The 21119-nt window shown below is 40.4% G+C and carries 24 protein-coding genes and 2 tRNA genes; 5 read left to right on the top strand and 21 right to left on the bottom strand.

The genetic code is table 11. The annotated features are described in order from the left end of the window. Window positions 1-100: 100 nt before the first annotated feature. The 16 genes from BN6556_RS13175 to BN6556_RS13100 all read right to left on the bottom strand — a co-directional run bounded on the left by BN6556_RS13175 (window position 101) and on the right by BN6556_RS13100 (window position 13067). Entirely contained in the window at window positions 101-1168 is a 1068-nt protein-coding gene (locus tag BN6556_RS13175; protein ID WP_066192279.1) for a DUF2920 family protein, read from the bottom strand. A gap of 70 nt (window positions 1169-1238) precedes the next feature. Next, on the bottom strand, window positions 1239-2072 hold the full coding sequence (locus tag BN6556_RS13170; protein ID WP_066192277.1) for a flagellin N-terminal helical domain-containing protein: 834 nt from the start codon (window positions 2070-2072) through the stop codon (window positions 1239-1241). Between the two features lie 127 nt (window positions 2073-2199). After that, window positions 2200-2430, bottom strand: a complete 231-nt coding sequence (gene csrA / locus BN6556_RS13165) for a carbon storage regulator CsrA (protein ID WP_066192275.1) — start codon at window positions 2428-2430, stop codon at window positions 2200-2202. Window position 2431: 1 nt separating this feature from the next. Continuing rightward, window positions 2432-2878, bottom strand: a complete 447-nt coding sequence (fliW, locus tag BN6556_RS13160; protein ID WP_066192272.1) for a flagellar assembly protein FliW — start codon at window positions 2876-2878, stop codon at window positions 2432-2434. A gap of 13 nt (window positions 2879-2891) precedes the next feature. Beyond that, window positions 2892-3482 (bottom strand): DUF6470 family protein, encoded by a 591-nt coding sequence (locus BN6556_RS13155; RefSeq protein ID WP_066192270.1) that lies wholly within the window; start codon window positions 3480-3482, stop codon window positions 2892-2894. Between the two features lie 59 nt (window positions 3483-3541). Then, window positions 3542-4441: a flagellar hook-associated protein FlgL gene (gene flgL / locus BN6556_RS13150; protein WP_066192269.1), complete on the bottom strand. Its 900-nt coding sequence runs from the start codon at window positions 4439-4441 to the stop codon at window positions 3542-3544. A 4-nt stretch (window positions 4442-4445) separates the two neighbouring features. Beyond that, window positions 4446-6107: a flagellar hook-associated protein FlgK gene (flgK, locus tag BN6556_RS13145; RefSeq protein ID WP_066192264.1), complete on the bottom strand. Its 1662-nt coding sequence runs from the start codon at window positions 6105-6107 to the stop codon at window positions 4446-4448. Between the two features lie 15 nt (window positions 6108-6122). Beyond that, window positions 6123-6608 (bottom strand): flagellar protein FlgN, encoded by a 486-nt coding sequence (locus BN6556_RS13140; protein ID WP_066192263.1) that lies wholly within the window; start codon window positions 6606-6608, stop codon window positions 6123-6125. 59 nt (window positions 6609-6667) lie between these two features. Then, window positions 6668-6922, bottom strand: coding sequence for a flagellar biosynthesis anti-sigma factor FlgM (gene flgM, locus BN6556_RS13135; protein ID WP_066192261.1), 255 nt, complete (start codon window positions 6920-6922; stop codon window positions 6668-6670). A gap of 149 nt (window positions 6923-7071) precedes the next feature. Beyond that, window positions 7072-7479: a TIGR03826 family flagellar region protein gene (locus BN6556_RS13130; RefSeq protein WP_066192259.1), complete on the bottom strand. Its 408-nt coding sequence runs from the start codon at window positions 7477-7479 to the stop codon at window positions 7072-7074. A gap of 42 nt (window positions 7480-7521) precedes the next feature. Further along, window positions 7522-8220: a ComF family protein gene (locus tag BN6556_RS13125; protein ID WP_066192257.1), complete on the bottom strand. Its 699-nt coding sequence runs from the start codon at window positions 8218-8220 to the stop codon at window positions 7522-7524. Beyond that, window positions 8220-9554, bottom strand: a complete 1335-nt coding sequence (locus tag BN6556_RS13120; protein ID WP_066192255.1) for a DEAD/DEAH box helicase — start codon at window positions 9552-9554, stop codon at window positions 8220-8222. The genes BN6556_RS13125 and BN6556_RS13120 overlap by 1 nt, the downstream gene beginning before the upstream one ends. Before the next feature lie 59 nt (window positions 9555-9613). Then, window positions 9614-10456, bottom strand: a complete 843-nt coding sequence (locus BN6556_RS13115; RefSeq protein WP_066192253.1) for a DegV family protein — start codon at window positions 10454-10456, stop codon at window positions 9614-9616. Window positions 10457-10623: 167 nt separating this feature from the next. After that, entirely contained in the window at window positions 10624-10953 is a 330-nt protein-coding gene (locus BN6556_RS13110; protein ID WP_066192251.1) for a hypothetical protein, read from the bottom strand. A 180-nt stretch (window positions 10954-11133) separates the two neighbouring features. Beyond that, window positions 11134-11835 (bottom strand): response regulator transcription factor, encoded by a 702-nt coding sequence (locus BN6556_RS13105; RefSeq protein WP_066192249.1) that lies wholly within the window; start codon window positions 11833-11835, stop codon window positions 11134-11136. Window positions 11836-11921: 86 nt separating this feature from the next. Further along, window positions 11922-13067: a sensor histidine kinase gene (locus BN6556_RS13100; RefSeq protein WP_066192247.1), complete on the bottom strand. Its 1146-nt coding sequence runs from the start codon at window positions 13065-13067 to the stop codon at window positions 11922-11924. 180 nt (window positions 13068-13247) lie between these two features. Here BN6556_RS13100 and BN6556_RS13095 point away from each other — a divergent pair, with 180 nt between their 5' ends. Continuing rightward, window positions 13248-13889, top strand: a complete 642-nt coding sequence (locus BN6556_RS13095) for a YigZ family protein (RefSeq protein WP_066192245.1) — start codon at window positions 13248-13250, stop codon at window positions 13887-13889. A gap of 151 nt (window positions 13890-14040) precedes the next feature. On the opposite strand, the gene BN6556_RS22140 is transcribed toward BN6556_RS13095, so the two are convergent. Continuing rightward, the gene (locus BN6556_RS22140) at window positions 14041-14187 is read right to left on the bottom strand and encodes a hypothetical protein (RefSeq protein WP_161485708.1); all 147 of its coding nucleotides are present in this window, start codon (window positions 14185-14187) and stop codon (window positions 14041-14043) included. A gap of 480 nt (window positions 14188-14667) precedes the next feature. On the opposite strand from BN6556_RS22140, the gene BN6556_RS13090 reads away from it, so the two are divergent. The 3 genes from BN6556_RS13090 (at window position 14668) to BN6556_RS13080 (ending at window position 18066) form a co-directional block, all read left to right on the top strand. Continuing rightward, window positions 14668-15243, top strand: coding sequence for a class D sortase (locus BN6556_RS13090; protein ID WP_066192241.1), 576 nt, complete (start codon window positions 14668-14670; stop codon window positions 15241-15243). 72 nt (window positions 15244-15315) lie between these two features. Then, window positions 15316-17319 carry a penicillin-binding transpeptidase domain-containing protein gene (locus tag BN6556_RS13085; protein WP_066192240.1) on the top strand — a complete coding sequence of 668 codons (2004 nt, stop codon included), beginning with the start codon at window positions 15316-15318 and terminating at the stop codon, window positions 17317-17319. Between the two features lie 234 nt (window positions 17320-17553). Then, entirely contained in the window at window positions 17554-18066 is a 513-nt protein-coding gene (locus tag BN6556_RS13080) for a hypothetical protein (RefSeq protein ID WP_066192237.1), read from the top strand. A 28-nt stretch (window positions 18067-18094) separates the two neighbouring features. Here the strand turns inward: BN6556_RS13080 and BN6556_RS13075 are convergent. The 4 genes from BN6556_RS13075 to BN6556_RS13060 all read right to left on the bottom strand — a co-directional run bounded on the left by BN6556_RS13075 (window position 18095) and on the right by BN6556_RS13060 (window position 19695). Further along, window positions 18095-18187: transfer RNA gene (locus BN6556_RS13075), tRNA-Ser, on the bottom strand. A gap of 59 nt (window positions 18188-18246) precedes the next feature. Next, a tRNA-Thr gene (locus tag BN6556_RS13070) sits at window positions 18247-18319 on the bottom strand. Between the two features lie 112 nt (window positions 18320-18431). Next, the gene (locus BN6556_RS13065; RefSeq protein ID WP_066196374.1) at window positions 18432-19181 is read right to left on the bottom strand and encodes an SDR family oxidoreductase; all 750 of its coding nucleotides are present in this window, start codon (window positions 19179-19181) and stop codon (window positions 18432-18434) included. A 70-nt stretch (window positions 19182-19251) separates the two neighbouring features. Then, window positions 19252-19695: an IDEAL domain-containing protein gene (locus BN6556_RS13060; protein ID WP_066192234.1), complete on the bottom strand. Its 444-nt coding sequence runs from the start codon at window positions 19693-19695 to the stop codon at window positions 19252-19254. A 322-nt stretch (window positions 19696-20017) separates the two neighbouring features. Here BN6556_RS13060 and BN6556_RS13055 point away from each other — a divergent pair, with 322 nt between their 5' ends. Continuing rightward, window positions 20018-21079: an FUSC family protein gene (locus tag BN6556_RS13055; protein ID WP_066192233.1), complete on the top strand. Its 1062-nt coding sequence runs from the start codon at window positions 20018-20020 to the stop codon at window positions 21077-21079. The last annotated feature ends 40 nt before the right edge of the window (window positions 21080-21119 follow it).

The raw sequence follows: 21119 nt of genomic DNA, 5'->3' as shown, positions 1-21119 counted from the left end.
TATATCGGATTATTTTATAAATATTAAAGTAACACTTGTAATAAAATAAGATAATATATCAACAGAACTTTACTAACTTGTATACTGTAAGATAAAAATATTACTTTATGCATAAAAAAATTGGCAAACCATTGCTATAATCCACTTCAAACATAATGGATCCAAATTTAACTTTATATTGTACATTTCTTTCTTCTACTTTGGATATAGGTTGTTCAAATGTCATAGCGTAATCAAATAGCTTTAAAAAGTCCGCTGCTAAACCATGAGAATTGGAATAATACTTTTCATTGTCAATATTTTCTTTCTTCACTAATACAAATTCTGCATTCTTTAACGTTGCAATCAACTTCTCTTTATCGGTATAGGCAACCAAAAGATCATTATCTCCCTGAAAACAAATGATCTGTGTGCTAGGTTTATAATATTTGTAAATTATGTTTAGATTAAGATTTTTCTTTTCTTTAATAATTTTTTTGGCTAAGTAATCGAACTCCACATTTACAATAGTATTATTGATTCTCTGATTAAGGTATCGATTATAAGTTAGATAAATGGGTTCTATCCATGCAGAATTATCAATTATGTATGAGAATAAATTAGGAACTAATCTATTACTTAAATGCAATAAATACGCTCCATGAGAATGGCCATATCCTATTACTCTTGTTTCATTATAAACGATTTGGTTTTCTTTCAAGATAGTCTTTACTACTTCAATTGCCGTTACTAAATCAATTGCTTGCATATACCCCATATCATTGAAATCTTCTATAGTTTCATCTATCTTTGCCTTAAATGGTCCATTTATATTTACTGGAATCTGCCTTTTTAAGTCTTTACTAGCTTGTTCCATTTCTTGATTAGCTAATTCTTTATCATTACTATCTTTTTTACCCATCACTTTCTCTGCTGTTTGCATATATTTACTTCCAAAGTATTCACATTGCAAAGCGACAACATTATAATCGTCTGAGAACTTTTCTCTCATTTTTTTATAAACGTTTGAATCAATAGTGGCACCGAATCCAGGTACCAATAGTAATATCCCAGTAATTTCGCCTTTATCATTTTCTGGAATAGAAAAATCAACTCGTAGCTCTCTTTTATAATTTCCAGTATATATATTATAATGTGCTGGAATCGTAATATTATAATCGAATGTCATTCTCTCACCTTCTTTTCCACAAAATAAAGAGACTCCAGCAAAGCTAGAGTCTCCTTCTTATAACCATTTATTATCCAAGTAACTGTAACACAGCTTGTGGCTGTTGGTTAGCCTGAGCTAACATAGACTGAGAGGCTTGAGAAAGAATATTCGATTTAGTCATCTCCATAATCTCTTTTGCCATATCTACGTCACGAATACGAGATTCTGCAGCAGATAGGTTTTCAGAAGAATTGTCTAGATTAGCTATTGTATGCTCTAAACGATTTTGCATTGCACCTAAGTAAGAGCGTCCAGCAGAAACCTTTTCAATCTCTGCATTAACTCCGCTTATTGCAGTATCTGCATCTGCTTGCCCAGAGATACTAAGACCACTTAATTCAGATACTACACCTGATAAATTCACACCCTCAGTAGTAAAATCAACATCAATACCGTCTCCTGTATTTGCGCCGATATGAAATTTAACTGTTCCACTATTACCAGCAGTACCATCTAATAAATTTTGGGTATTAAATTGTGATTTATCTTTGATACGACTTACTTCTTCTCTAAGCTGATTAAATTCTTTCTGTAATTCTCCACGATCGACTTCAACATTGGTATCATTCGATGATTGAACGGCAATTTCACGCATGCGTTGTAGAATAGAATGTACTTCATCTAGTCCACCTTCAGCCGTTTGAATCATAGAAATACCATCTTGTGCATTTCGACTAGCTTGATCTAAACCTTTAACTTGCGCACGCATTTTCTCAGAAATCGCAAGCCCTGCCGCATCATCACCAGCACGGTTGATACGCAAACCTGAAGACAATTTCTCCATTGAAGACTGCATGTTGCCTTGGTTGATCCCTAGCTGACGGTGTGTGTTTAACGCAGGGATATTATTGTTGATAATCATAATAAATTTCCTCCTTGAGTAAGTTCAATTTCCACATCCTTGTGGTATGTACTAGTTGTAGTGAAAGCGGCCGCCGATCACTAGAACTAGCTCCTACTATTACTATCGGCTCACGCTTCTAGAATGTTTAGTCATTTTGTTGATTTTTTTTTAGGATATCGAAAATATTTTCGGAGAGATTAGCGGCGGTATTATTTTCCGCTTGAATCGCCTGATAGATTTCTTGGCGGTGCACCTCGACATCCTTTGGTGCGGAAATGCCTAGCTTGATTTGATCGCCATCGATGCCAATCACCTTGATCTCAATATCCTCGCCAATTTGGATCGCTTGATTCTTTTTCCTTGTTAACACTAGCATCTTAATCCACCTCTTTCTGAGAAGGTGTTTGAAAGATTGGTTCACGTGGTGTATATTGCTCGCTTTTGGTGATATATTGTTTGGCTAACTGATTGGAGTGATTGATGATAATCGGTGCTTGTAAATTGGCCGTGCTCTTCGTTAATGGATCTTTGACCGTGACGATCGCCAAAGTGTGGACATCCTCTTCCTTTGTAATAGCCAGTTGTTCCAGAATCGTGTCATCTAGTGTTAATTGATAATCTTCCACGAATAAAAAAGGATTGACAACGACAAAGGCTAACGTCTCCGAATTAGTAGATTGCAATACTTGAAATAGACCGGCCTCTTCAAAGCGAAGCAGAACAAATTGCTTTTCTTGGGGAAATCCAGGGATCCCTTGAAGGAATGTGAGGATTTCCTCTTGCTTAATCATTGTTTCTCCAAAATATTTTGTCTGTATTTGCATGCTGATCACCCTCTTATATTTCTAGTTCAAACTGATAGCCTTGGAATGTTAAATCAGCGATATCGATCTCTAGCCAATTTTGCTGTTCGAGATAGGTTTCGACACCACCTCGTTGATAATGAAACTGGGTAGGTGTTGATGCTGCTTGAATGACAGGTGGACGGACCTCTGCCTCGATATGCACTTCAGCTGGTTCATAGTTAATCTCTACCCCATCGGCGGAAGGAATCCAATCGATGCCAAGTTGCTTTTGTTGCGAAAATCCGATCTGTTTAGCAAAATCTACTAGCGGGCTGCCGCCATGCTCAATCTTCATCAGCCGATCACCTTCCTGCTGTTTTTGTCTGCTTCCGGAGATCGCTGCTTGCATGGCATTATTGGCCCAATTTTGAATCGATTGTTTGACCGGCATGATACCGACATCGGCCAATGCCTTCGACTGATCAATTGTCAATCGTCCGGGTCTGGTGGTAATATGTACTTCCGGCTGCTGCTGTTCGATCGTCTGCTGAGCAGGTGTTTGCTCGATCGTGAGCTGTGCTGACTGAATGTTCAGACCTATTTGTGCAGCTTGTTGTTGGATACGAATTTGTGGGAGTTGCATCGCTATCCTCCTTTTTTTGAAAAAAGCCTTACCCGTAATTTAGGTAAGGCGGATATTGATTAGCGTAAGAAATCTAATAAAGTAGGCTGGATAATCCGGGATCCTCCACTTAAAGCTGCTCGGTGTACCGATTCTTGCGAGATCAAGTTCATAATCACTTCTTCGAAATCGGCGTCTTCATTTCGTGACTTCATGTCCTCTACTGTCACTAATTGCTGATTGATACGATTTTCAACTAAATCAATGCGGTTCTGTCGAGCACCAAGATCGGCGCGAGCATTCACGTTATTATTGATATGTGTATCGATGCGATCGATAAATTCGCTGATTTCCTCATCTTCGGTATCTGAGTCCCTTAACGTATTGGCAAATTCGGTGAGATCGGTGAATAACTGCTCGGTAAAGACGCTGTCTGGTTTGACATTGACGCGGAGCTTAGAACCGCTGGATACCTCAATGTTGACATCATCGGTATTAATCGGTGCGATCAGTTCTCCATCCTCATTCAATTGATACGGTGCTTCGCCATTATTACCTGTCGTGGCCTTACCGTTAAAAATATATTTATTATTCACTTTGGTATTGGCTAATTCGACAAGATGTTCTTTAATCTGTTCTACTTCCTCAGCCATATTACCACGCTGCCCGTCTTCATAAGTGCCATTGGAACCTTGTACGGCTAAGTCACGAAGACGTTCCAATCCCTTTTCCACCTTATCTAAAGCAGAATCCGAGTTATCCATCCAATTGTGTACTTCACCAATATTACGCTCAAATTGTTCCATTTGGGCTAATTGGGTGCGATAGTCCATTCCCTTCATTGCAACAACAGGATCATCGGAAGGACGGTTAATTTTCTTACCAGTTGACAGCTGATCCATATACTTGCCCATATTGCTGTAACTGTTACTGATATTACGAAGCATGTTACTCGTTAGCATATTTTGTGTGACACGCATTTACTTACCTCCCTACTAATCCCATATTATTAATAATCCGGTCGAGCATTTCGTCCACTACTGTCATATTTCGAGCTGCCGCATTATAGGCATGCTGAAATTGAATTAAGTTGGTCATTTCTTCATCTAATGATACCGAGCTGATCGAATGTCTTGTTTCTTCAATTTGCTGACGAAGCACCTGGGAGTTATTTTGCATACGCTGCGATTCCTCTCCCATCACACCCATTTCTCCGATAACCCCTTCAAAGAAACTCTTCACCGAAGCTTTGTCATCTAACTGATTGGGATTGTCTGGGTCATAAGATAAATAATTTTCCGCCCGTTTGCTATAAACATCCGCTAAGGTGGTGGCATGTTCCCCATCACCGGCAGCACCTGACTCACTTGCCGCGATTAAATCAGGATCATTGTCGATTGCTTCGGATAGGGCAATCGTATCGGCCGTTGTTCCGGTAAAAAAGTCACTGCCTTGGATCGGATCACCATTGTCATCCGTAGCTAAGGTGTATCCTTGACGATGGACGGCATTAAATTCTGTGACAAAATTCTCTACCAGTCGGTCCAAGTTAGTCAGCATATCATTATAGCTTCCTTTTGCAGTTCCAGGATCTCCATCAAAGGCAAAATCACTGACATATCCAGCGCCGTCCATCAATGCCCGCAACTTCCCTTGCACATCAAAATGGTCGGCATAAATGTGCACCTCATCACCATGGTTTTCCACTAAATCAGCAAGCTGCTCTTCTTTACTTCTATTGTCATCCGGTGAGGCAAAAAAGATGGCTTGTACGTTATTATCCTCATTGAAGGAGGTAAACACATGATTAACAGCCTCATTACTACCTGGTATTACTCCTTCACTGCCATCGACCAGGGTAATTGGTTCCCCTTCACCATTTTCAATATTGTCTTGATCGGTTACCAGCGTAATCGTTGCGATCCCTTGTGCCATTGGGCTGGGATCTCCAGAGCTCTTCCGATAATCCACCTTGATATCGACATATTCGGATAATTCATCAACCAATCGATCCCGTTCATCGTATAAATCATTCGGCAAATAGCCGTGCGGTTCGACATTATTAATCTGTGCATTGAGCTGATTAATCTGATCCACTAAGGAATTCACCTTGGTATTGTCGACACCAATTTCGTTTTGTAAATTCGTACGGACTTGCTCCAGCGATGTATGTACATATTGAAAAGACTCTGCAACCGCATTTGCGCGCTCCTTGACCACCACACGAGCCCCTGCATCTTCCGGGTTAACAGATAAATCTTGTAGCGATTTCCAAAATTCACCGATAATAGCCGATAATCCTTCATCAGTTGGCTCATTGAGAATCGCTTCCATCTTTGACATCATATCGGCCCTTGTGTCATAAAAACCAACCTTGGCATTCTCTTGCCGATATTGTTTATCAATAAAACTATCCCGCACTCGTTCAATCGAACCTGCCTCTACACCACTACCCACCTGTCCAGGTATTTCTGCCCGATTTCTTCCCATGGATGGATAGGGGGCAGTTGGTTGCATGTTTACCCTTTGTCTCGTATAACCTTCTGTATTTGCATTGGCAATATTGTGCCCCGTCGTATACAGGGCAGACTGTTGAGTATGTAAAGCTCGTTTAGCTACTTGAAGCCCATTAAATGTTGATCCCATTATGTCAACTCCTTCTTACGCTTTCGAATCAAACACCGATCGTTTCGGACCCGATTGTGTCGTATTCCCGTAATTCATATTGGTGATAGACGGCTGCATCATATCCAATGATAACTGGATAAATTGAAGTGACTGCTGAATTAACTGCTTGTTTAAGTCTTCCTGACGTCGCAGTTCCATAAGCTGACTCGCCAAGGCCACCGTCACCTCTTCTAATTGAATCTTTTCTACTCCTTGCGCATGTTCTTCAATAATATCTGCTACCGTAACGGTCTTCGGATCCATATTTTCCGCTGCTGCCCAGGCTTGCACAGATGCTATCCGTCGTTCTTCTATTTGATTAATCGCCTGTACATGCTTCTGTTCCCTAATCAACAAATTTTGCAAGGATTGGGTATCTCCTGCCTTAACGATTTCCGTTTTTTGTTTCGAGATGCCAATAAGACTGTCGTGAAGCTCTATCAGTTTGTTTAGTTGTTTAATGATGGTTTGTACCGGCATTTAGTTTTGCCCCTTTGCTAACGATTTGCCTTTGACCATTGTCCCAGTGCCAGCCTTCGTTATACTTTCCAAAAATTCAAAATCTTCTTCGCTGTCTCTTGAGAATTAGTAACATACTGGCCGTTGTCAATTTGTTGTTTGATTTCATTGACATAAGCCTTTCGTGTAGAGGATTGCTGCAATTTCAATGCCTGATCTGAAATTTCCAGTTGATCCGGTTTCTGTTTTTTTATCTGCTCTGTTATTTTCTGGTTTGCTTGTGCTTGTTTATGATAAGGATTTACATTTGTCTGATTTGTTCCGTTAATTTTCAAAACCGTTCACCTCTTTCCTGTAATGACACGAATTTTCATCCTGATACACTGATCACCTTGATACTTCTCGTTGTCATATGACAGTAATGCTTTATTTATTATATCGGCGGCTAATCAGAAATGTTTAATCTGATTTTGATCAACTTTCTTCAATCTCTTGTAAAATAGGTTTTTTTCCTTTCCGCCTTTTCTAGTTCTTCTTTTAATCGCTTTCTATCGTCATGCTTTTGAATGTCTTCCTTTAATTCAGTCTGACAGCTAGTACAGATGGTGCCTGTCACGATCGGCTGCCCACAGCGTTCACACGGATAGTTTAGGTTAGGAAAATGGACAGGATTTAATCTTTTTTCTTGGACGAACTGAAGAATCACTTTTTCTTCAACACCTGTCCCCTCCGCTATCTCTGGTATGGTTGCTTGTCGGTTCGTTCGTTTTTTTAAAAATTGGTAGACTAATTGAAATTGTTTTTCTTCTTTCTGTATACAATCCGGACAAATGGTTTTGTTTGTTTTAATAAATATTTTATCACATTTGATACAATTGGCTAATTCCCCCATTGTATGTCCTCCCCGCTTTTTTGTTATGTCTATCCTATCTGGTTATCGAATCAAGGTAAAACTATATACTTGTTTGACGCCTGCTTTTTTTAATTCCGCTGCCGCGTGATGTAATGTCATACCGGTTGTATATATATCATCGACCAATAAGACGTCTGTTTCAACCATTTTTTTAAAGAAAAATGGATTTGCTGTTGCCATTCGTTCTGTTTTTGTCCGTTTTGATTGTTTCTCCGATCGTTGTTCATACCTAGATAAAGCGGGCACAATTGGTTTTTTGTTCTTGTTGGCGATCATCCTAGCAATTTCTTGCGATTGATTGAAGGCGCGTTCCTCGAATCTTGCTTGGGTCAACGGAACCGGGACAATCGTATAATCCGTTATTGGGAAAAGTGTAGGAAAACGTTTGTTGATATAAGGGGTGAATAATTGTTTCAGGATATAATCACCACGGTATTTCCATTTGGTCATCACCTCCTGCATAAATGAATTGTAAGTAAATAACGAGCGATTCATTTGTAATAATCCGGCATATGGTTCCGTCGTTTGCCAGTTTTCACAATCCGGACATCGCGTTTGCTGTTCGGTTTTTCTTCCGCACTGCCTGCAAATCGATTCTCCAATGATCTCCAGGCGTGCTTGACAAGCAGCACAAAGCGGTATTGATGAATCGGCTACAAAGAGATTGCGCCATGATATGTCGGTGTGGATGAGTTGATGACAGAATAAACAATGGTCCATTATTTTCTTCCTTTCTTATTCATACTTTTTATTTGTCGGATCGCTTCTTTAATTGCTTCTGTTTTGCCTTGATGAATAAACCAGACATTGCCGGTTGGATCATCTGGACTTCTGCCGGCACGTCCGGCGATTTGGACTAGGGCTGCCTCGTCAAAGACGGAATGACCAGCATCTAACACAATCACATCAACAGATGGAAAGGTAACACCTCGTTCTAGAATGGTAGTAGTGACTAATCGCTGTAGTTTTTTTTGACGAAACTGATCAATTTTTTCTTTGCGGTTAGTGTCCTCTGCGTGTACAAAAGTAGCCTTATGATCGGAAGCGATAGCAATTGCCCATTCGATTGTTGGTACAAAAATCAATAGTTGGCGGGTTTGGTTATGTGCATGCAGCAATTGTTCTAGTGCGGCAGATGGCTTATGTTGTTTGTATTTCTTACGTAGGTTAAATTCTTGTTTTAATTGAGGAACCGGTAAAGGATGACCATGAAAACGCAATGGGACAAAGGTGACGGGCAGTTTCTTCTGACGGATAAGCCGGCGCTGCTTTGGACGAGGAGTTGCGGTCAAATAGATGTTGGTGGCATATTCCTTGCAGGCACGAGCTGCTAATTTGGGTAGTGTTGGGTCATGGTGGAAGGGAAAGGCATCGATTTCATCAATGATCATAACATCGAAGGCTTGCTGATAGCGAATCAGTTGATGGGTGGTACTAATCACCAATTGGCCGACGCCTGTTCGATCCTCTGTTCCTGCATAAAGTGCCTCCATTGCGGTCTCAGGAAAAGCCTGACAAAAACGGGGGAAAAGCTCTCTTACTACGTCTGCACGCGGAGTTGCCAAGCATATTCGCTTCTGGCTTGTGATCGCCTTTGTGATAGCAGGGAAGAGCATCTCCGTTTTGCCTGCGCCACAAACGGCCCAAACCAGTTGTTCTTTTTGCTGCGTTGCCACAGCCTGCGTAATCACGTCAGCCGCTTGCTGCTGCGCTGGGGTTAAGCTGCCTTGCCAATGACATGGTTCGTTTTGCCAAAGCCAGCTTGCCTGATTTCCTTGCCAAAGCCAGAGCGGTTCACAGGCTAACACTCGGCCTGATTCCACACATTGTCGGCAATACAAATGGGTGTGACCACATCTGCCGCAATCTATCTGGGCAAAAAGGTTCCGCTTTTGGTTACCGCATCGTTTGCATTGCATACCTGTTAAATTGTGTTCGATAGAGCGAATGGGAAGTAATTGTTCAGTGCGTTGAAGATACGCTATCGTAGGCTTTGACAGGGGGATTTCTGAGGATAATAATACTTTTCCATCTAATATACTAGCAACATTCATGGGCACTCCTCCTAGCTCAATGATACTCGCAAGCCGTGAACTTGCGAGTATATCAGGATTTATTTTTGATACCACGTCAGGCCAATGGCACCTTCACCTAGATGCGTGCCAATAACTGGACCGACATAGCTAATCGTAATAGTGGCATGTGGATATTGTTCCATTAATTGCTGTCGTAGGGCTTCCGCTTCATCTTTTCTATTGGCATGAATCACCGATGCCTCTATCACAGCACCTGTTCTCGCGTCTTCATCGAATAAGTCCAACATCCGTTTTACTGCCTTTTTCTTAGTGCGGATTTTTTCAAAGGGGACAATCTTGGTATTTTCAAAATGAAGGATGGGTTTGACCTGTAGCATACTACCGAGTATTGCCTGGGCACCATTCAGTCGTCCGCCGCGATGAAGATTATTTAAGTCATCCACCATAAAATAGGCACGCAAGGATTTTTTCATCTGCTCCAATCTTGCCACCATCGCCTGGATATCTTGTCCCTGTTTCGCAAGCCTGGCTGCCTCCAGCACATAAAAACCTTGTGCCAAGCAACTGATTTCCGAGTCAAACGTCACGACTTCTATATCTTCCATCGCCGCTCCGGCGCTAACTGCTGATTGATAGGTTCCACTTATACCACTCGAAAGGGTAATAAATATTGCTTGATCATATTCCGCAGCCAATTGTGTGAGCTTATCCGTCATTTCACCAATGGCAGGTTGGGATGTCTTGGGCAGTTGTTCACTTTCCCTTACTTTTTGATAAAAATCTTCTGTCGATATGTCAATTTCTTCACGAAACGATTCCGAATCAAATACCACACTTAACGGAATCATATGGATGTCTAATTCCTGTCTTGTTGATTCGGGTATGTACGATGTACTGTCCGTAATAACAGCCACTCTCATAAGCTACCTACCTCTCCTTTATGAACTTGTCAGACTCTCTCTCTTTATTTTACCTAATATTCTCTCCGTTGCCTAGTCTTTCGTGCATGGTTTATTTCCATGTTGCGTGAATGGCATAGAATTTTTGGGGAATGTGGGCGATGATGTAAACATTTGAGAGATGGTGTTTACTGAGGAGGCGGCGTTTTTTCGAGATTCGCTCTTATTTTGGCCGTCATTCCCAAAATGACGGACGTTTTTTCGAGATTCGCTCTTATTTTGGCCGTCATTCCCAAAATGACGGACGTTTTTTCGAGATTTGCTCTTATTTTGGCCGTCATTCCCAAAATGACGGACGTTTTTTCGAGATTCGTTCTTATTTTGGCCGTCATTCCCAAAATGACGGACGTTTTTTCGAGATTTGCTCTTATTTTGGCCGTCATTCCCAAATTGACGGCGTTTTTTCGAGATTCGCTCTTATTTTGGCCGTCATTCCCGAGATGACAACTACACACCACGAAAAAAATAGCCCTCCATAAAGCGAAGAGCTATTTTCTACATATATTCTAGAAATATTCAGGAAGCTGATTATATCTATCACAACGACGAGCGTAATCTGGTCAGGTACTGGTGGTCCGAGTCTTTTCTTATATTATCGGGACCACGTGGTGCACTGATCTGCTTTTGGTACATTCATCTTATAGAATTTCTACCCAGCCCTGTTTAATCGCGATGACAACGGCCTGAGTCCGGTCTTTCACCTTCATTTTCTGTAAAATACTACTCACATGGTTCTTTACCGTCTTCTCACTGATGTATAAAGATTCAGAGATTCCTTTATTACTCTTTCCTTCTGCCAATAACTGCAAGACTTGGCATTCACGTCTAGTCAGTAAGTGTAATGGCTTACGGTGCTCGATTTCTTTAAGTTTGTTTACTGAATCATCATTTTCGTATAATGAATCTTCTTCTGAAACAAGTCTGCGGTATTCCTTTACCAAATTATGAGTGACTTTCGGATGTAAGTATGATCCACCTTCTGAAACAACGGTGATGGCGTCAATAAGTGCATCAGAATCCATTTCTTTTAACAAATATCCCTGAGCCCCTGACTTTAATGCATGCGTCACATAATTCTCATCATCGTGAATAGACAGAATGATTACCTTTACGCCAGGATAACGCTCCAACAATTCTGCCGTTGCCTCTACACCATTAACGCCTGGCATATTAATATCCATTAAGACAATATCCGGCTTATATTTTTTTACTAACTCCACAGCCATATGGCCATCATCACCCTCAGCCAAGATCGTAAAGTCATTTTCGAGTTCTAAAATACGTTTTACGCCTTCTCTAAATAATTTGTGGTCATCAATCAAAACAATATTTGTTGTCATGTGTACAGCCTCCTCTTTTCATATTTAATTTTCGCGTTTATTCTCTGTATTTCACTGTGATTTGTTCTTATATTATACACGAAATATTAAATATCTGTATCAATATTTTGTTTAATCGGGATTTTTATCATGATTTTTGTCCCTTTTGCGATTTGACTCTTGATTCTAATCTCGCCTTCAAGCATTTCTACCCGTTCTTGCATACCTATTAAACCAAAAGATTTTTCTTTTTTTTGATTTTGATCAAAACCTTCCCCATCGTCCTCTACTAATACAATCACCTTTTCTGCAGAAACCTCTAAAAGCACCTTGATTTGATCCGCTTCTGCATGTTTGATAGCATTTTGAATCGATTCTTGTATTAAGCGAAATAGAGCTACCTCATATTGACTATCCAATCTGTCCGAAGAGCCATTATATGAAAAATGGATGTTTGCGTGCTGATCATGCAAGGTAGATATATATTTCTTGATCGTTGGGATTAAGCCAAGGTCATCTAATGCCATTGGCCTAAGATCATAAATAATCCTCCTTACTTCGTGTAAAGAATCCTTGATTAAGGAACGGACATTACGCATTTCAGAAACGGCACTTTCCACGTCTCCTTTTTTATATGTACGACCAACGATTTCCGATCGCAGCATAATATTAGCAAGCATTTGGGCCGGCCCATCATGAATTTCTCGAGAAATCCTTCTTCTCTCTTCTTCTTGTGCTTCAATAATTTTCAAACCAAATTGTTGTTTGGCATGGGCGTCTTGAATGATATCGGACACATGCTTAAAGTCATCATTCAAATAATTCAACACGATGGAGATTTTTCCTGCTAGACCATCGGCACGTTCCACCATGTGCTCCATAGATTTGAGGCGTAATTCAATTTCATCTCTTCTCTTTCGCAAGATTTGTTCCTTATCACGATTGACTTGTAAGGCGGTTTGGTATTTGTGGGCCCTATCATATGCTTCTTTAATCGTATCCTCTGAATAGTCACGAAAATTCTTGCTCACTTCTGCCAGATGTTGTCTGGATAAGGCAGACTGTTTATCCAGTTGTTCATTCTCTCGGATTTTTTCGAGCACGGAATGTTTCAAACTTGCCAGCTCTTCCGTTAATAATTCATATTCTTTTCTAGACTCTTCCGCAATACCAAAAACTTCATCCTTACTGTTTTCTACTGTATTCACCATCTCATCTATTATATAGTCTAGTTTACGGTCATTATTTACCATAAGAAAACCTCTCTATCTAATGTCATTCATACAATACGAAATGTTTAGTTCCTTTTTAGGGGTGCGTTACAATATTCTTTACTTCCTATTAGGTACATTGTACACTGACTGTCTATAAATTAAAAATTCATTCAATAATAGTTTACACATATTTCTCAAAAATAAAAGGAGGAAGTGCCGATGCTAGCAAATTATTTTACGGTGAAGACACAAGGTTCAGAGGAACAAGTTATCCAAAAATCCAGATTCATTGGATATGTCAAGCGAGTGACATCTGAAGAGGAAGCACAACAGTTTATCCAAGAGATTAAAAAGAAGCATGCCGATGCCACTCATAATTGTTCGGCATATATGATTGGGGAACATGATCAGATTCAAAAGGCAAATGATGATGGAGAACCAAGCGGAACAGCAGGAGTACCCATCTTGGAAGTCCTTAAAAAGCGCCAGTTAAAGGATACAGTCGTGGTGGTAACCAGGTATTTTGGCGGTATTAAACTTGGTGCCGGAGGTTTAATACGCGCATATGCCAGTACAACTACGTTAGCGATCAACCAAACTGGAATCGTTGAAAGAAAACAAATGTCCGGCTTTGCAGTAACTGTAGATTACACATTGCTTGGCAAAATCGAAAATGAATTACGTCAAGCCCATTATTTGTTAGGTGATATTGACTATACCGATCAAGTAACCTTTCATGTCCGTGTGCAAGCTGGAGAGGAAGATAGCTTCCAAGACTGGATCATGAACCAGACAAGTGGAAAACAGGAGATACAAGAAGAAGGAGCTACATATGTCGAAATAGACGTTCCGACCTCCTGATTTTATTCCCCGGGAAATAACGTGAAGCCTCATTTCGGAAGAGGAAAATTAATCAAATGTAAACCCACAGCCCACGCTTTGTTCAAAATAAACATGCTATACAGAATGGAAAAACGTCTCGTTCTTTCATCTGGATAGCATGTTTAATGAATTAATGCTTTTCAGTTGTAAACGTACTCGTCGCTTTAATCTCTTGCGTTAATTGATGAAGAAAATCTTTGGGGTTATCGATTAATTGCTCTTCGGTTTGATCTAACATCCTTTGCAAAATGGAACGGTACACCTCTTGTTCTGTCAAATTCCTCATCTCCTTAGCTGTTCTATGAATATATTATGTCCGTCGCGTCCTTTTCGTAACTACTCTAGTTATACCACTTCATTTTCTATTAAAACATGATAATTTTTTCACATTTACGCACAAAGAAAACTATACACTATTTTAATAGAGGATGCAAAAAGATATGTTCATACGCTTATAGCAAGCGAATTTCCTGGCTCCTTTGGTGCTGCACAACCATTCCAGGCAGCCTCTACACCAGTATAAGCTTCTATTTTTTAGCGACAAGATAGTAATACGATAGAAAGCAGTTGGATTTTGTCCGTCATTTCTGTTCCTTATTTTGAAATTAGTTCCCGATTGAACAAATTGTCTTCCATTTCTCAAGGGAATTCGAAAGTAAAATATTGTACTTTTTCCCTAGTCGAGATTGAAAAAAACGCTAGTCATTGATAAAATAAGGATAAGTTTGTGCATGATTAGACTAAATGAGGTGTACATATGAAAAAGTTGGCATTTTTGTTGATGTTAGTTGGCGTTGTTTTGTTAAGCGTTGGTGGCTATCAGTATTTCAAGATACAAGCAGCCGAAAAGCAAGCGATGACAGAAGCTCAGTCTCTGATCGAACGCTCCTCCAAACAGGATGAAGCCGAACGAACCACACCAGAGGAATTTGAACCTGATATGAATGAAACAGTAGGTATATTGGAAATCCCAACATTAGAGGCAGAACTACCTATTGTTGAGGGCACCGACCCAGATGATTTAGACAAAGGAGTGGGGCACTATCTCGGCTCTGCATATCCTGAACAAAATGATCAAATCGTCTTATCTGGACATCGGGATACCGTTTTTCGCAGTTTGGGGGACGTAGAGGTTGGCGATACCTTTATCGTTCATTTAGAATACGGATCCTTTGAATATGAGATGGTCGACTCCAAAATCGTTGACGCGGAGGATACTTCCATCATTAAATCTACTGCCCCAGATGAAGAACTTGTAATCACTACCTGCTATCCTTTTTCCTTTGTTGGGAATGCACCGGACCGATACATTATTTATGCAAAACCAATTTAGTGGTAAAAAGCGTATTGATCAAATGAAGCAATACGCTTTTTCTTTTGAATAGACAGATGAGGGGGAAAACATATGAAAAAAATAGCATGGCTTATCATCCTCGGTTTGGTAGCGTTAGTTGGTTGTTCCAATGACGATATCGCCAAGCCGGAAGACAAGTTGCAAGAATATGTAGATCTTTGGAATCAACAAGATTTTACGGAAATGTATACGATGGTTCCAGAAGATGTCGAGGGAGAAGCATTCAATCGTTATGAAAAGATTTATCAGGATGTGGAGGTAGAAAATCTAGACGTTTCCTTTGAGGCAGAAGTCGATGAGGAAGAACGCGATTTAGAGGAAATCGAATCGCAGGCTTTCCCTATACAAGTCAGCATGGATACATTTGCCGGTCCGATTTCTTTTGAAACAGATGTGGAGATGGTCAAAACGACCGAAACGATTGACGGTGAGGAACAAATCGATTGGGTCGTCAACTGGAACCCGGGTTTGATTTTTCCAGAGCTGGCAGATGGTGGTGAGATCGGCATCGATAACATAGAGGCTACTCGGGGTGAAATTTTCGACCGAAATCAAGAAGGGCTAGCTATCAATGATGAGGTCTATGAATTAGGGGTACAGCCTGGCCTTTTCAGTGATGAAGTAGCAGAAAAAGAGACCATCGCTGAAGCGCTGGATATTTCCGTGGACGAGATCGATCAGGCCTTGAGTGCTGATTGGGTTACTTCCGATACGTTCGTTCCATTGAAGGTATTCCCGTCGCTTGGGGAAAATTTGGAGGAAGCTATACAATCTGTCGAGGCCCTCACCTACCAATCAACAACTGGCCGGGTTTATCCTTTAGGTGAAGCAGCCGCCCACTTAACCGGGTATATCGCACCGGTAACAGCTGAAAAATTGGAGGAACTTGATTCTAGTATATATTCGCAAAATGATTTAGTCGGCTATCGAGGTTTAGAAGAATTATTTGAAGAAGAACTGCACGGACAAAATGGCGTGCAAATCGTAGTGAACAAAGAGGGCGAAGATCCGATTGTGCTGGCGGAGCAAGAAGTGCAAGACGGTGAGGATGTTCAACTTACCATCGACGCTAGCCGCCAACAGCAAATCTTTGAGTCGTTAGGCGATGATGCTGGAACTGCAGCGGCAATTGATCCTACTACCGGAGAAACACTCGCATTAGTTAGCAGTCCCGCCTTTGATCCGCATGCCTTTCTATATGGATTAAGCAATGAACAATGGGAAGAATGGCAAAATGATGAGCAAAACCCTTTATTGAACCGTTTTGCTGCTACATTCGCCCCAGGGTCTGCCTTTAAACCTGTTACTAGTGCAATCGGTTTACAGAATGGCAGTCTGGACCCAAATGAAGGAATCACCATCAATGGACTTACTTGGCAGAAAGAAAACTGGGGTGATTACTCCGTACGTCGTGTTTCTGAATCAAACGGTCCTGTTGATTTAAGGGACGCACTGGTCCGTTCAGACAATATCTATTTTGCTATGCAGGCGATTGACATGGGGGCAGAAACTTTTGTAGAAGGATTGCAACAGTTTGGTATTGGAGAAGATCTGCCTTACACCTATCCGATCACCTCTAGCACCATCTCTGCAGATGGAAGCTTGGATAATGAAGTATTGCTCGCAGATACAAGCTATGGTCAAGGTCAAATTGAAATGAGTGCCTTGCACTTGGCCACTAGTTATTCGATCTTTAAAAATAACGGGAACATGATTCAACCGACCTTGTTATCCGATGAGGAGCAAGGGGTAAATTGGAAAGAGAATCTTCTATCAGAAGACAATGTCGCACTTATGAATGATGCCCTGCGTGGTGTTGTCACTGAAGGAACAGGGAGTCCAGCAAATATAGAAGAAAAAACAATATTAGGCAAAACGGGAACGGCTGAATTGAAGCAATCATTGGATGAAGAAGGCGCAGCAGAGAATGGCTGGTTTGTCGGTTATCCTGAAGATGAAAACCTGATCGTTGCAATGATGGTAGAACATATCGAAAATCAAAATGGCGGCAGTGGTTACGTCGCCGAAAAGGTCGGTCGGGTATTAAGTGAATAAAGAAAAGTAGAAAGCTGCTTTATGGCAGGCATGATCGCTGCCATGAAGTAGCTTTTTTTGGTAACAATCCGGATCGTTTACGTCATGCAAACTATCGGCAGTTTCATAACAAGCGTGATTTTGCAATAAAGGTTGGTTTGATGCCTTCTTCTTGCATAAATAGACAGCTGTTTTTTTATCTATTGATATGATACAATTTTCCTATGTGTATTTTATTAAAGAAAGGATATACCAATGTTATTCCAAAAAAAATGGGTGACCGATTCCACCATGGAATTTGGGCATACCAAGAACAAGTACGATTACTTTGTGGATGAATGGCAGGACAAGTATAAAATCGTTCATACTTATCAAACGAACATCACTGATGAAAATGGTTTTAATTGCGTTTATTTTGATCACTATGCATTCCAATTTTCGGTTCTTGCCGTAAGATCCTTACATAACCAAAAGAATCATATCACCCTTGTAGGAGAAACGATCAATCTCACAGCGACAAACATTCATTTCAACGGAGACGTAAAAATCATAACAAAGCGACAAGAACAGACAGAAACAGACTTAGCCTATGCGATTGAAGAATCGGCACCTGATGAAGTAGTCGAGGCATTTATTCTCATTCCAATGAATAAAAAAGTACCAAAGAAATTCACATTGGAAATTGCAGAGCCTTGGGAGGTTTATCTTGATGAAGAAAAAAGTGATAAGATCGGCGAAAAAATAAGGTTATGTTTTACAAAGAAATAGAGGGATAAAAAATGCGGCAAGGTATGTATGGCGGAGAAGGTGGGATTCGAACCCACGCGACGCTTGCACGCCCTAACGCATTTCGAGTGCGCCCCCTTCAGCCGAGCTTGGGTACTTCTCCAATTATTGATGGTCATTGCTTATCACCGCACTTCGGTAATATAAGCTTGGTTAGCCAAATGCTGATGAGAGGACTCGAACCTCCGACCCCTTCTTTACGAGAGAAGTGCACTGCCAACTGTGCTACACCAGCATGTTTTAACCACAAGAAATATCATAATACGAATGACACGATTTTTCAACCATTGTGAATTAAAAAACACACAAAAACCATCCGCCATACATACGGATGGTTTTCCTTATCCTTACAAAGCTTTCATGGAACCACCGTCTACAACTAATGTCTGTCCCGTGATATAAGTATTGGCACCTGATCCAAGAAATACAACCGCCTTTGCAAATTCATCTGGCTGACCTATTCTGCCGATGGGAATGTTTTCGCCAAGCTGTTGGATTTGTGCTGGCTGATAAAGATCACGGATGCGATCAGTCTCCATCGTACCTGGGCCAACTGAGTTAATCAAAATGCCGTCGCCCGCTAATTCCTGAGATAGACTTTTGGATAAACCCACAATCGCAGGACGAAACGTATTCGATAAAAGCAGTCCATCTAACGACTGTTTCATCGAGCTTGAGGTGATTGTCACGATCCGGCCAAACTGCCTGTCCTTCATGGAAGGTGCAGCTGCGCGTACAGTTCGGATCACACTCATCAGTAAGCGCTCAAACGCTTGCTGCCAATCTTGATCAGCAAATTCATCAAATGCACCCGCTGGTGGCCCACCAATATTATTAATCAAAATATCGATAGAACCAGTCTCAGCGAATAATTGCTTGATCTCTTCTTCTTTCGTTAAATCACACATGACAGCCTCAACCTGTGCATTGCCTGTCTGATGAATGATTGTTTGTTTCGCTTGTTCCAGCTGTTGTTTATTGCGGCTTGCTATCCAAACCTGTGCCCCTTCTTCCGCATATAATTGGGCACAAGCCATACCTAATCCTTTACTTGCTGCTGTTACAAGAACTTTCTTGCCTTTTAGCTGCAAATCCATTCCATCACCTATCATCATCAAAGTATATCCCGCGCCACAAAAGTGTAACACGGGACTATCATGTATTATATTACATTTCTGTTAGTTTATTTGTATATAAATAAAAATGGGCTTCATTTTGCTCATCTAATGCTTGATCCACTAAGCGTAATAAATTGGTGCGTTCTAATTCCATGATGACTTGATCAATATTATCCTTTTTCTCCTCTGGTTTAGGGAGCATCATATAGGGGCTTAGAATCGTTGATAAATGCTGCTGGAAGTCCTTCACTTTCATTAGATCAGCTAAATGAATTCGATGAAACTGCTTTCCTTTTTGAAAAACAAAGACAGCCTCTTTATTCTCAATCTGTTGTGTATCACGTTTGATTCGGATTTCTCGTGCTTCAAGCGGGACGAAATGATAAACTTCCTCATCCATCAGCAGGGAAAAATATTGATATGCTAATACCACTCTTATATATTCTTGCTCTTCCTTAATGTAATATGGCTTTAACATTTTCACTGAAAACATATGGAGCACCTCCTCAAGAATTCACAACGCACTTTACTATACTTCTTATTTTACATGATATACCGAAAATAAGAAAGCGTTTGCAGACAATTTTATATAATTTCTCATCAGATTGCAATCATTACGTTTTAGAAAATGAAATGGATCATATTCTAACAGACCGTATGACTACAACGGCCACCTCCCCTTTTTCTCCTATCTTATGAAGCAGAGCTTATTTTGATGAAACAGATCGCACTCCTTTTGCTAACAAAAAAAGGATTGGAAAGTGTATGATATCTGCGGTATACTAAGCCTTAGATCATTTGAAGGAGTCTTTAACATGAAAGCGAAGATATGGCGTAATCGAAAATTATTTGGGCGGCGTGTCATCAAAACGGCTTTAGCGGTTTTTTTAACATCATTAATCTGTCAATGGATAGGGTGGCCCCCTGTCTTTGCAGTGATTACGGCTATTGTTACGATTGAACCAACTGCGGCAGCTTCTATAAAAAAAGGGATCGTGCGCTTCCCTGCCTCTGCCATTGGATCTGCCTTTGCAGTATTATTTATCTTTTTATTTGAGAATTCACCACTTACCTATGCCTTAGCAGCCTTCTTTACGATCATCACTTGTTATCGATTAAAGCTGCATGCAGGTCTGTTGGTGGCAACCTTGACTTCCGTTGCGATGATTGAGGTAATCGATACGAATTTATTTATATCATTTTTTACCAGATTGGGAACAACCACCATTGGTTTACTCGTTTCAACGCTTGTCAATATGTTTGTCTTTCCACCGAATTATTCTAAACAGATTATGACAAATATCCATGACCTTTTGCAGAAAATTGGTGAAGAATTGGATATTATTATTAAACAGAAGCTGCATACAAATAATGAATCTAAACAGAAAGAAGAAATGGTTCGGCGATTTCACACATTGAAAAAAAGTTTAGATCAAACAGAGAGACTGCTTCAGTTTCAGGAGGAAGAAGCGAAATATCATCGTCATTCGAAAGAGATGCAGAAAATGTTTGCTTTTGAAAAAAAGAATCTCTCCCGATTAAGGCTGATTCATTATCACATAGGTAATTTGGTTAACACGTCTATTAATAATGTATGTTGGTCCGATAAGCAATGTGAAGATATTTCAAATATGGTCGAAACATTAACTGATTTTATGAAACACCCAGACCATTATAAGGCAAGTGATTATAAGCTTCAGTTAAAAGCACTTATGGAGCAGTTCTGGGAAAGCAAGCAGCCTGAACAATCACATACCTCGATGTTTACACCAGAGGTCATCATTTTATATGAATTAGTGTCTATTTATAACATTGTTGAAGCGATATTGATTAGCGAGCAAAGATATCATTATTACGAAGACGAGGATAAAGCTTAATAAAAACAGCACCAAATCCTTAAATAGGCATGGCGCTGTT

The sequence above is a fragment of the Gracilibacillus timonensis genome, assembly GCF_900086715.1.
GTDB lineage: Bacteria > Bacillota > Bacilli > Bacillales > Amphibacillaceae > Gracilibacillus > Gracilibacillus timonensis.
Note: the sequence above shows the minus strand (reverse complement) of the source record. Positions and strands in the feature narration are given on the sequence as shown.

What these genes read in the sequence shown, in the direction of transcription:
- BN6556_RS13175 (WP_066192279.1), bottom strand. Translation starts at nt 1,168, where the DNA reads ATGACATTCGATTATAATATTACGATTCCAGCACATTATAATATATAT.
- BN6556_RS13170 (WP_066192277.1), bottom strand. Translation starts at nt 2,072, where the DNA reads ATGATTATCAACAATAATATCCCTGCGTTAAACACACACCGTCAGCTA.
- csrA (WP_066192275.1), bottom strand. Translation starts at nt 2,430, where the DNA reads ATGCTAGTGTTAACAAGGAAAAAGAATCAAGCGATCCAAATTGGCGAG.
- fliW (WP_066192272.1), bottom strand. Translation starts at nt 2,878, where the DNA reads ATGCAAATACAGACAAAATATTTTGGAGAAACAATGATTAAGCAAGAG.
- BN6556_RS13155 (WP_066192270.1), bottom strand. Translation starts at nt 3,482, where the DNA reads ATGCAACTCCCACAAATTCGTATCCAACAACAAGCTGCACAAATAGGT.
- flgL (WP_066192269.1), bottom strand. Translation starts at nt 4,441, where the DNA reads ATGCGTGTCACACAAAATATGCTAACGAGTAACATGCTTCGTAATATC.
- flgK (WP_066192264.1), bottom strand. Translation starts at nt 6,107, where the DNA reads ATGGGATCAACATTTAATGGGCTTCAAGTAGCTAAACGAGCTTTACAT.
- BN6556_RS13140 (WP_066192263.1), bottom strand. Translation starts at nt 6,608, where the DNA reads ATGCCGGTACAAACCATCATTAAACAACTAAACAAACTGATAGAGCTT.
- BN6556_RS13130 (WP_066192259.1), bottom strand. Translation starts at nt 7,479, where the DNA reads ATGGGGGAATTAGCCAATTGTATCAAATGTGATAAAATATTTATTAAA.
- BN6556_RS13125 (WP_066192257.1), bottom strand. Translation starts at nt 8,220, where the DNA reads ATGGACCATTGTTTATTCTGTCATCAACTCATCCACACCGACATATCA.
- BN6556_RS13120 (WP_066192255.1), bottom strand. Translation starts at nt 9,554, where the DNA reads ATGAATGTTGCTAGTATATTAGATGGAAAAGTATTATTATCCTCAGAA.
- BN6556_RS13115 (WP_066192253.1), bottom strand. Translation starts at nt 10,456, where the DNA reads ATGAGAGTGGCTGTTATTACGGACAGTACATCGTACATACCCGAATCA.
- BN6556_RS13105 (WP_066192249.1), bottom strand. Translation starts at nt 11,835, where the DNA reads ATGACAACAAATATTGTTTTGATTGATGACCACAAATTATTTAGAGAA.
- BN6556_RS13100 (WP_066192247.1), bottom strand. Translation starts at nt 13,067, where the DNA reads ATGGTAAATAATGACCGTAAACTAGACTATATAATAGATGAGATGGTG.
- BN6556_RS13095 (WP_066192245.1), top strand. Translation starts at nt 13,248, where the DNA reads ATGCTAGCAAATTATTTTACGGTGAAGACACAAGGTTCAGAGGAACAA.
- BN6556_RS13090 (WP_066192241.1), top strand. Translation starts at nt 14,668, where the DNA reads ATGAAAAAGTTGGCATTTTTGTTGATGTTAGTTGGCGTTGTTTTGTTA.
- BN6556_RS13085 (WP_066192240.1), top strand. Translation starts at nt 15,316, where the DNA reads ATGAAAAAAATAGCATGGCTTATCATCCTCGGTTTGGTAGCGTTAGTT.
- BN6556_RS13080 (WP_066192237.1), top strand. Translation starts at nt 17,554, where the DNA reads ATGTTATTCCAAAAAAAATGGGTGACCGATTCCACCATGGAATTTGGG.
- BN6556_RS13065 (WP_066196374.1), bottom strand. Translation starts at nt 19,181, where the DNA reads ATGGATTTGCAGCTAAAAGGCAAGAAAGTTCTTGTAACAGCAGCAAGT.
- BN6556_RS13060 (WP_066192234.1), bottom strand. Translation starts at nt 19,695, where the DNA reads ATGTTTTCAGTGAAAATGTTAAAGCCATATTACATTAAGGAAGAGCAA.
- BN6556_RS13055 (WP_066192233.1), top strand. Translation starts at nt 20,018, where the DNA reads ATGAAAGCGAAGATATGGCGTAATCGAAAATTATTTGGGCGGCGTGTC.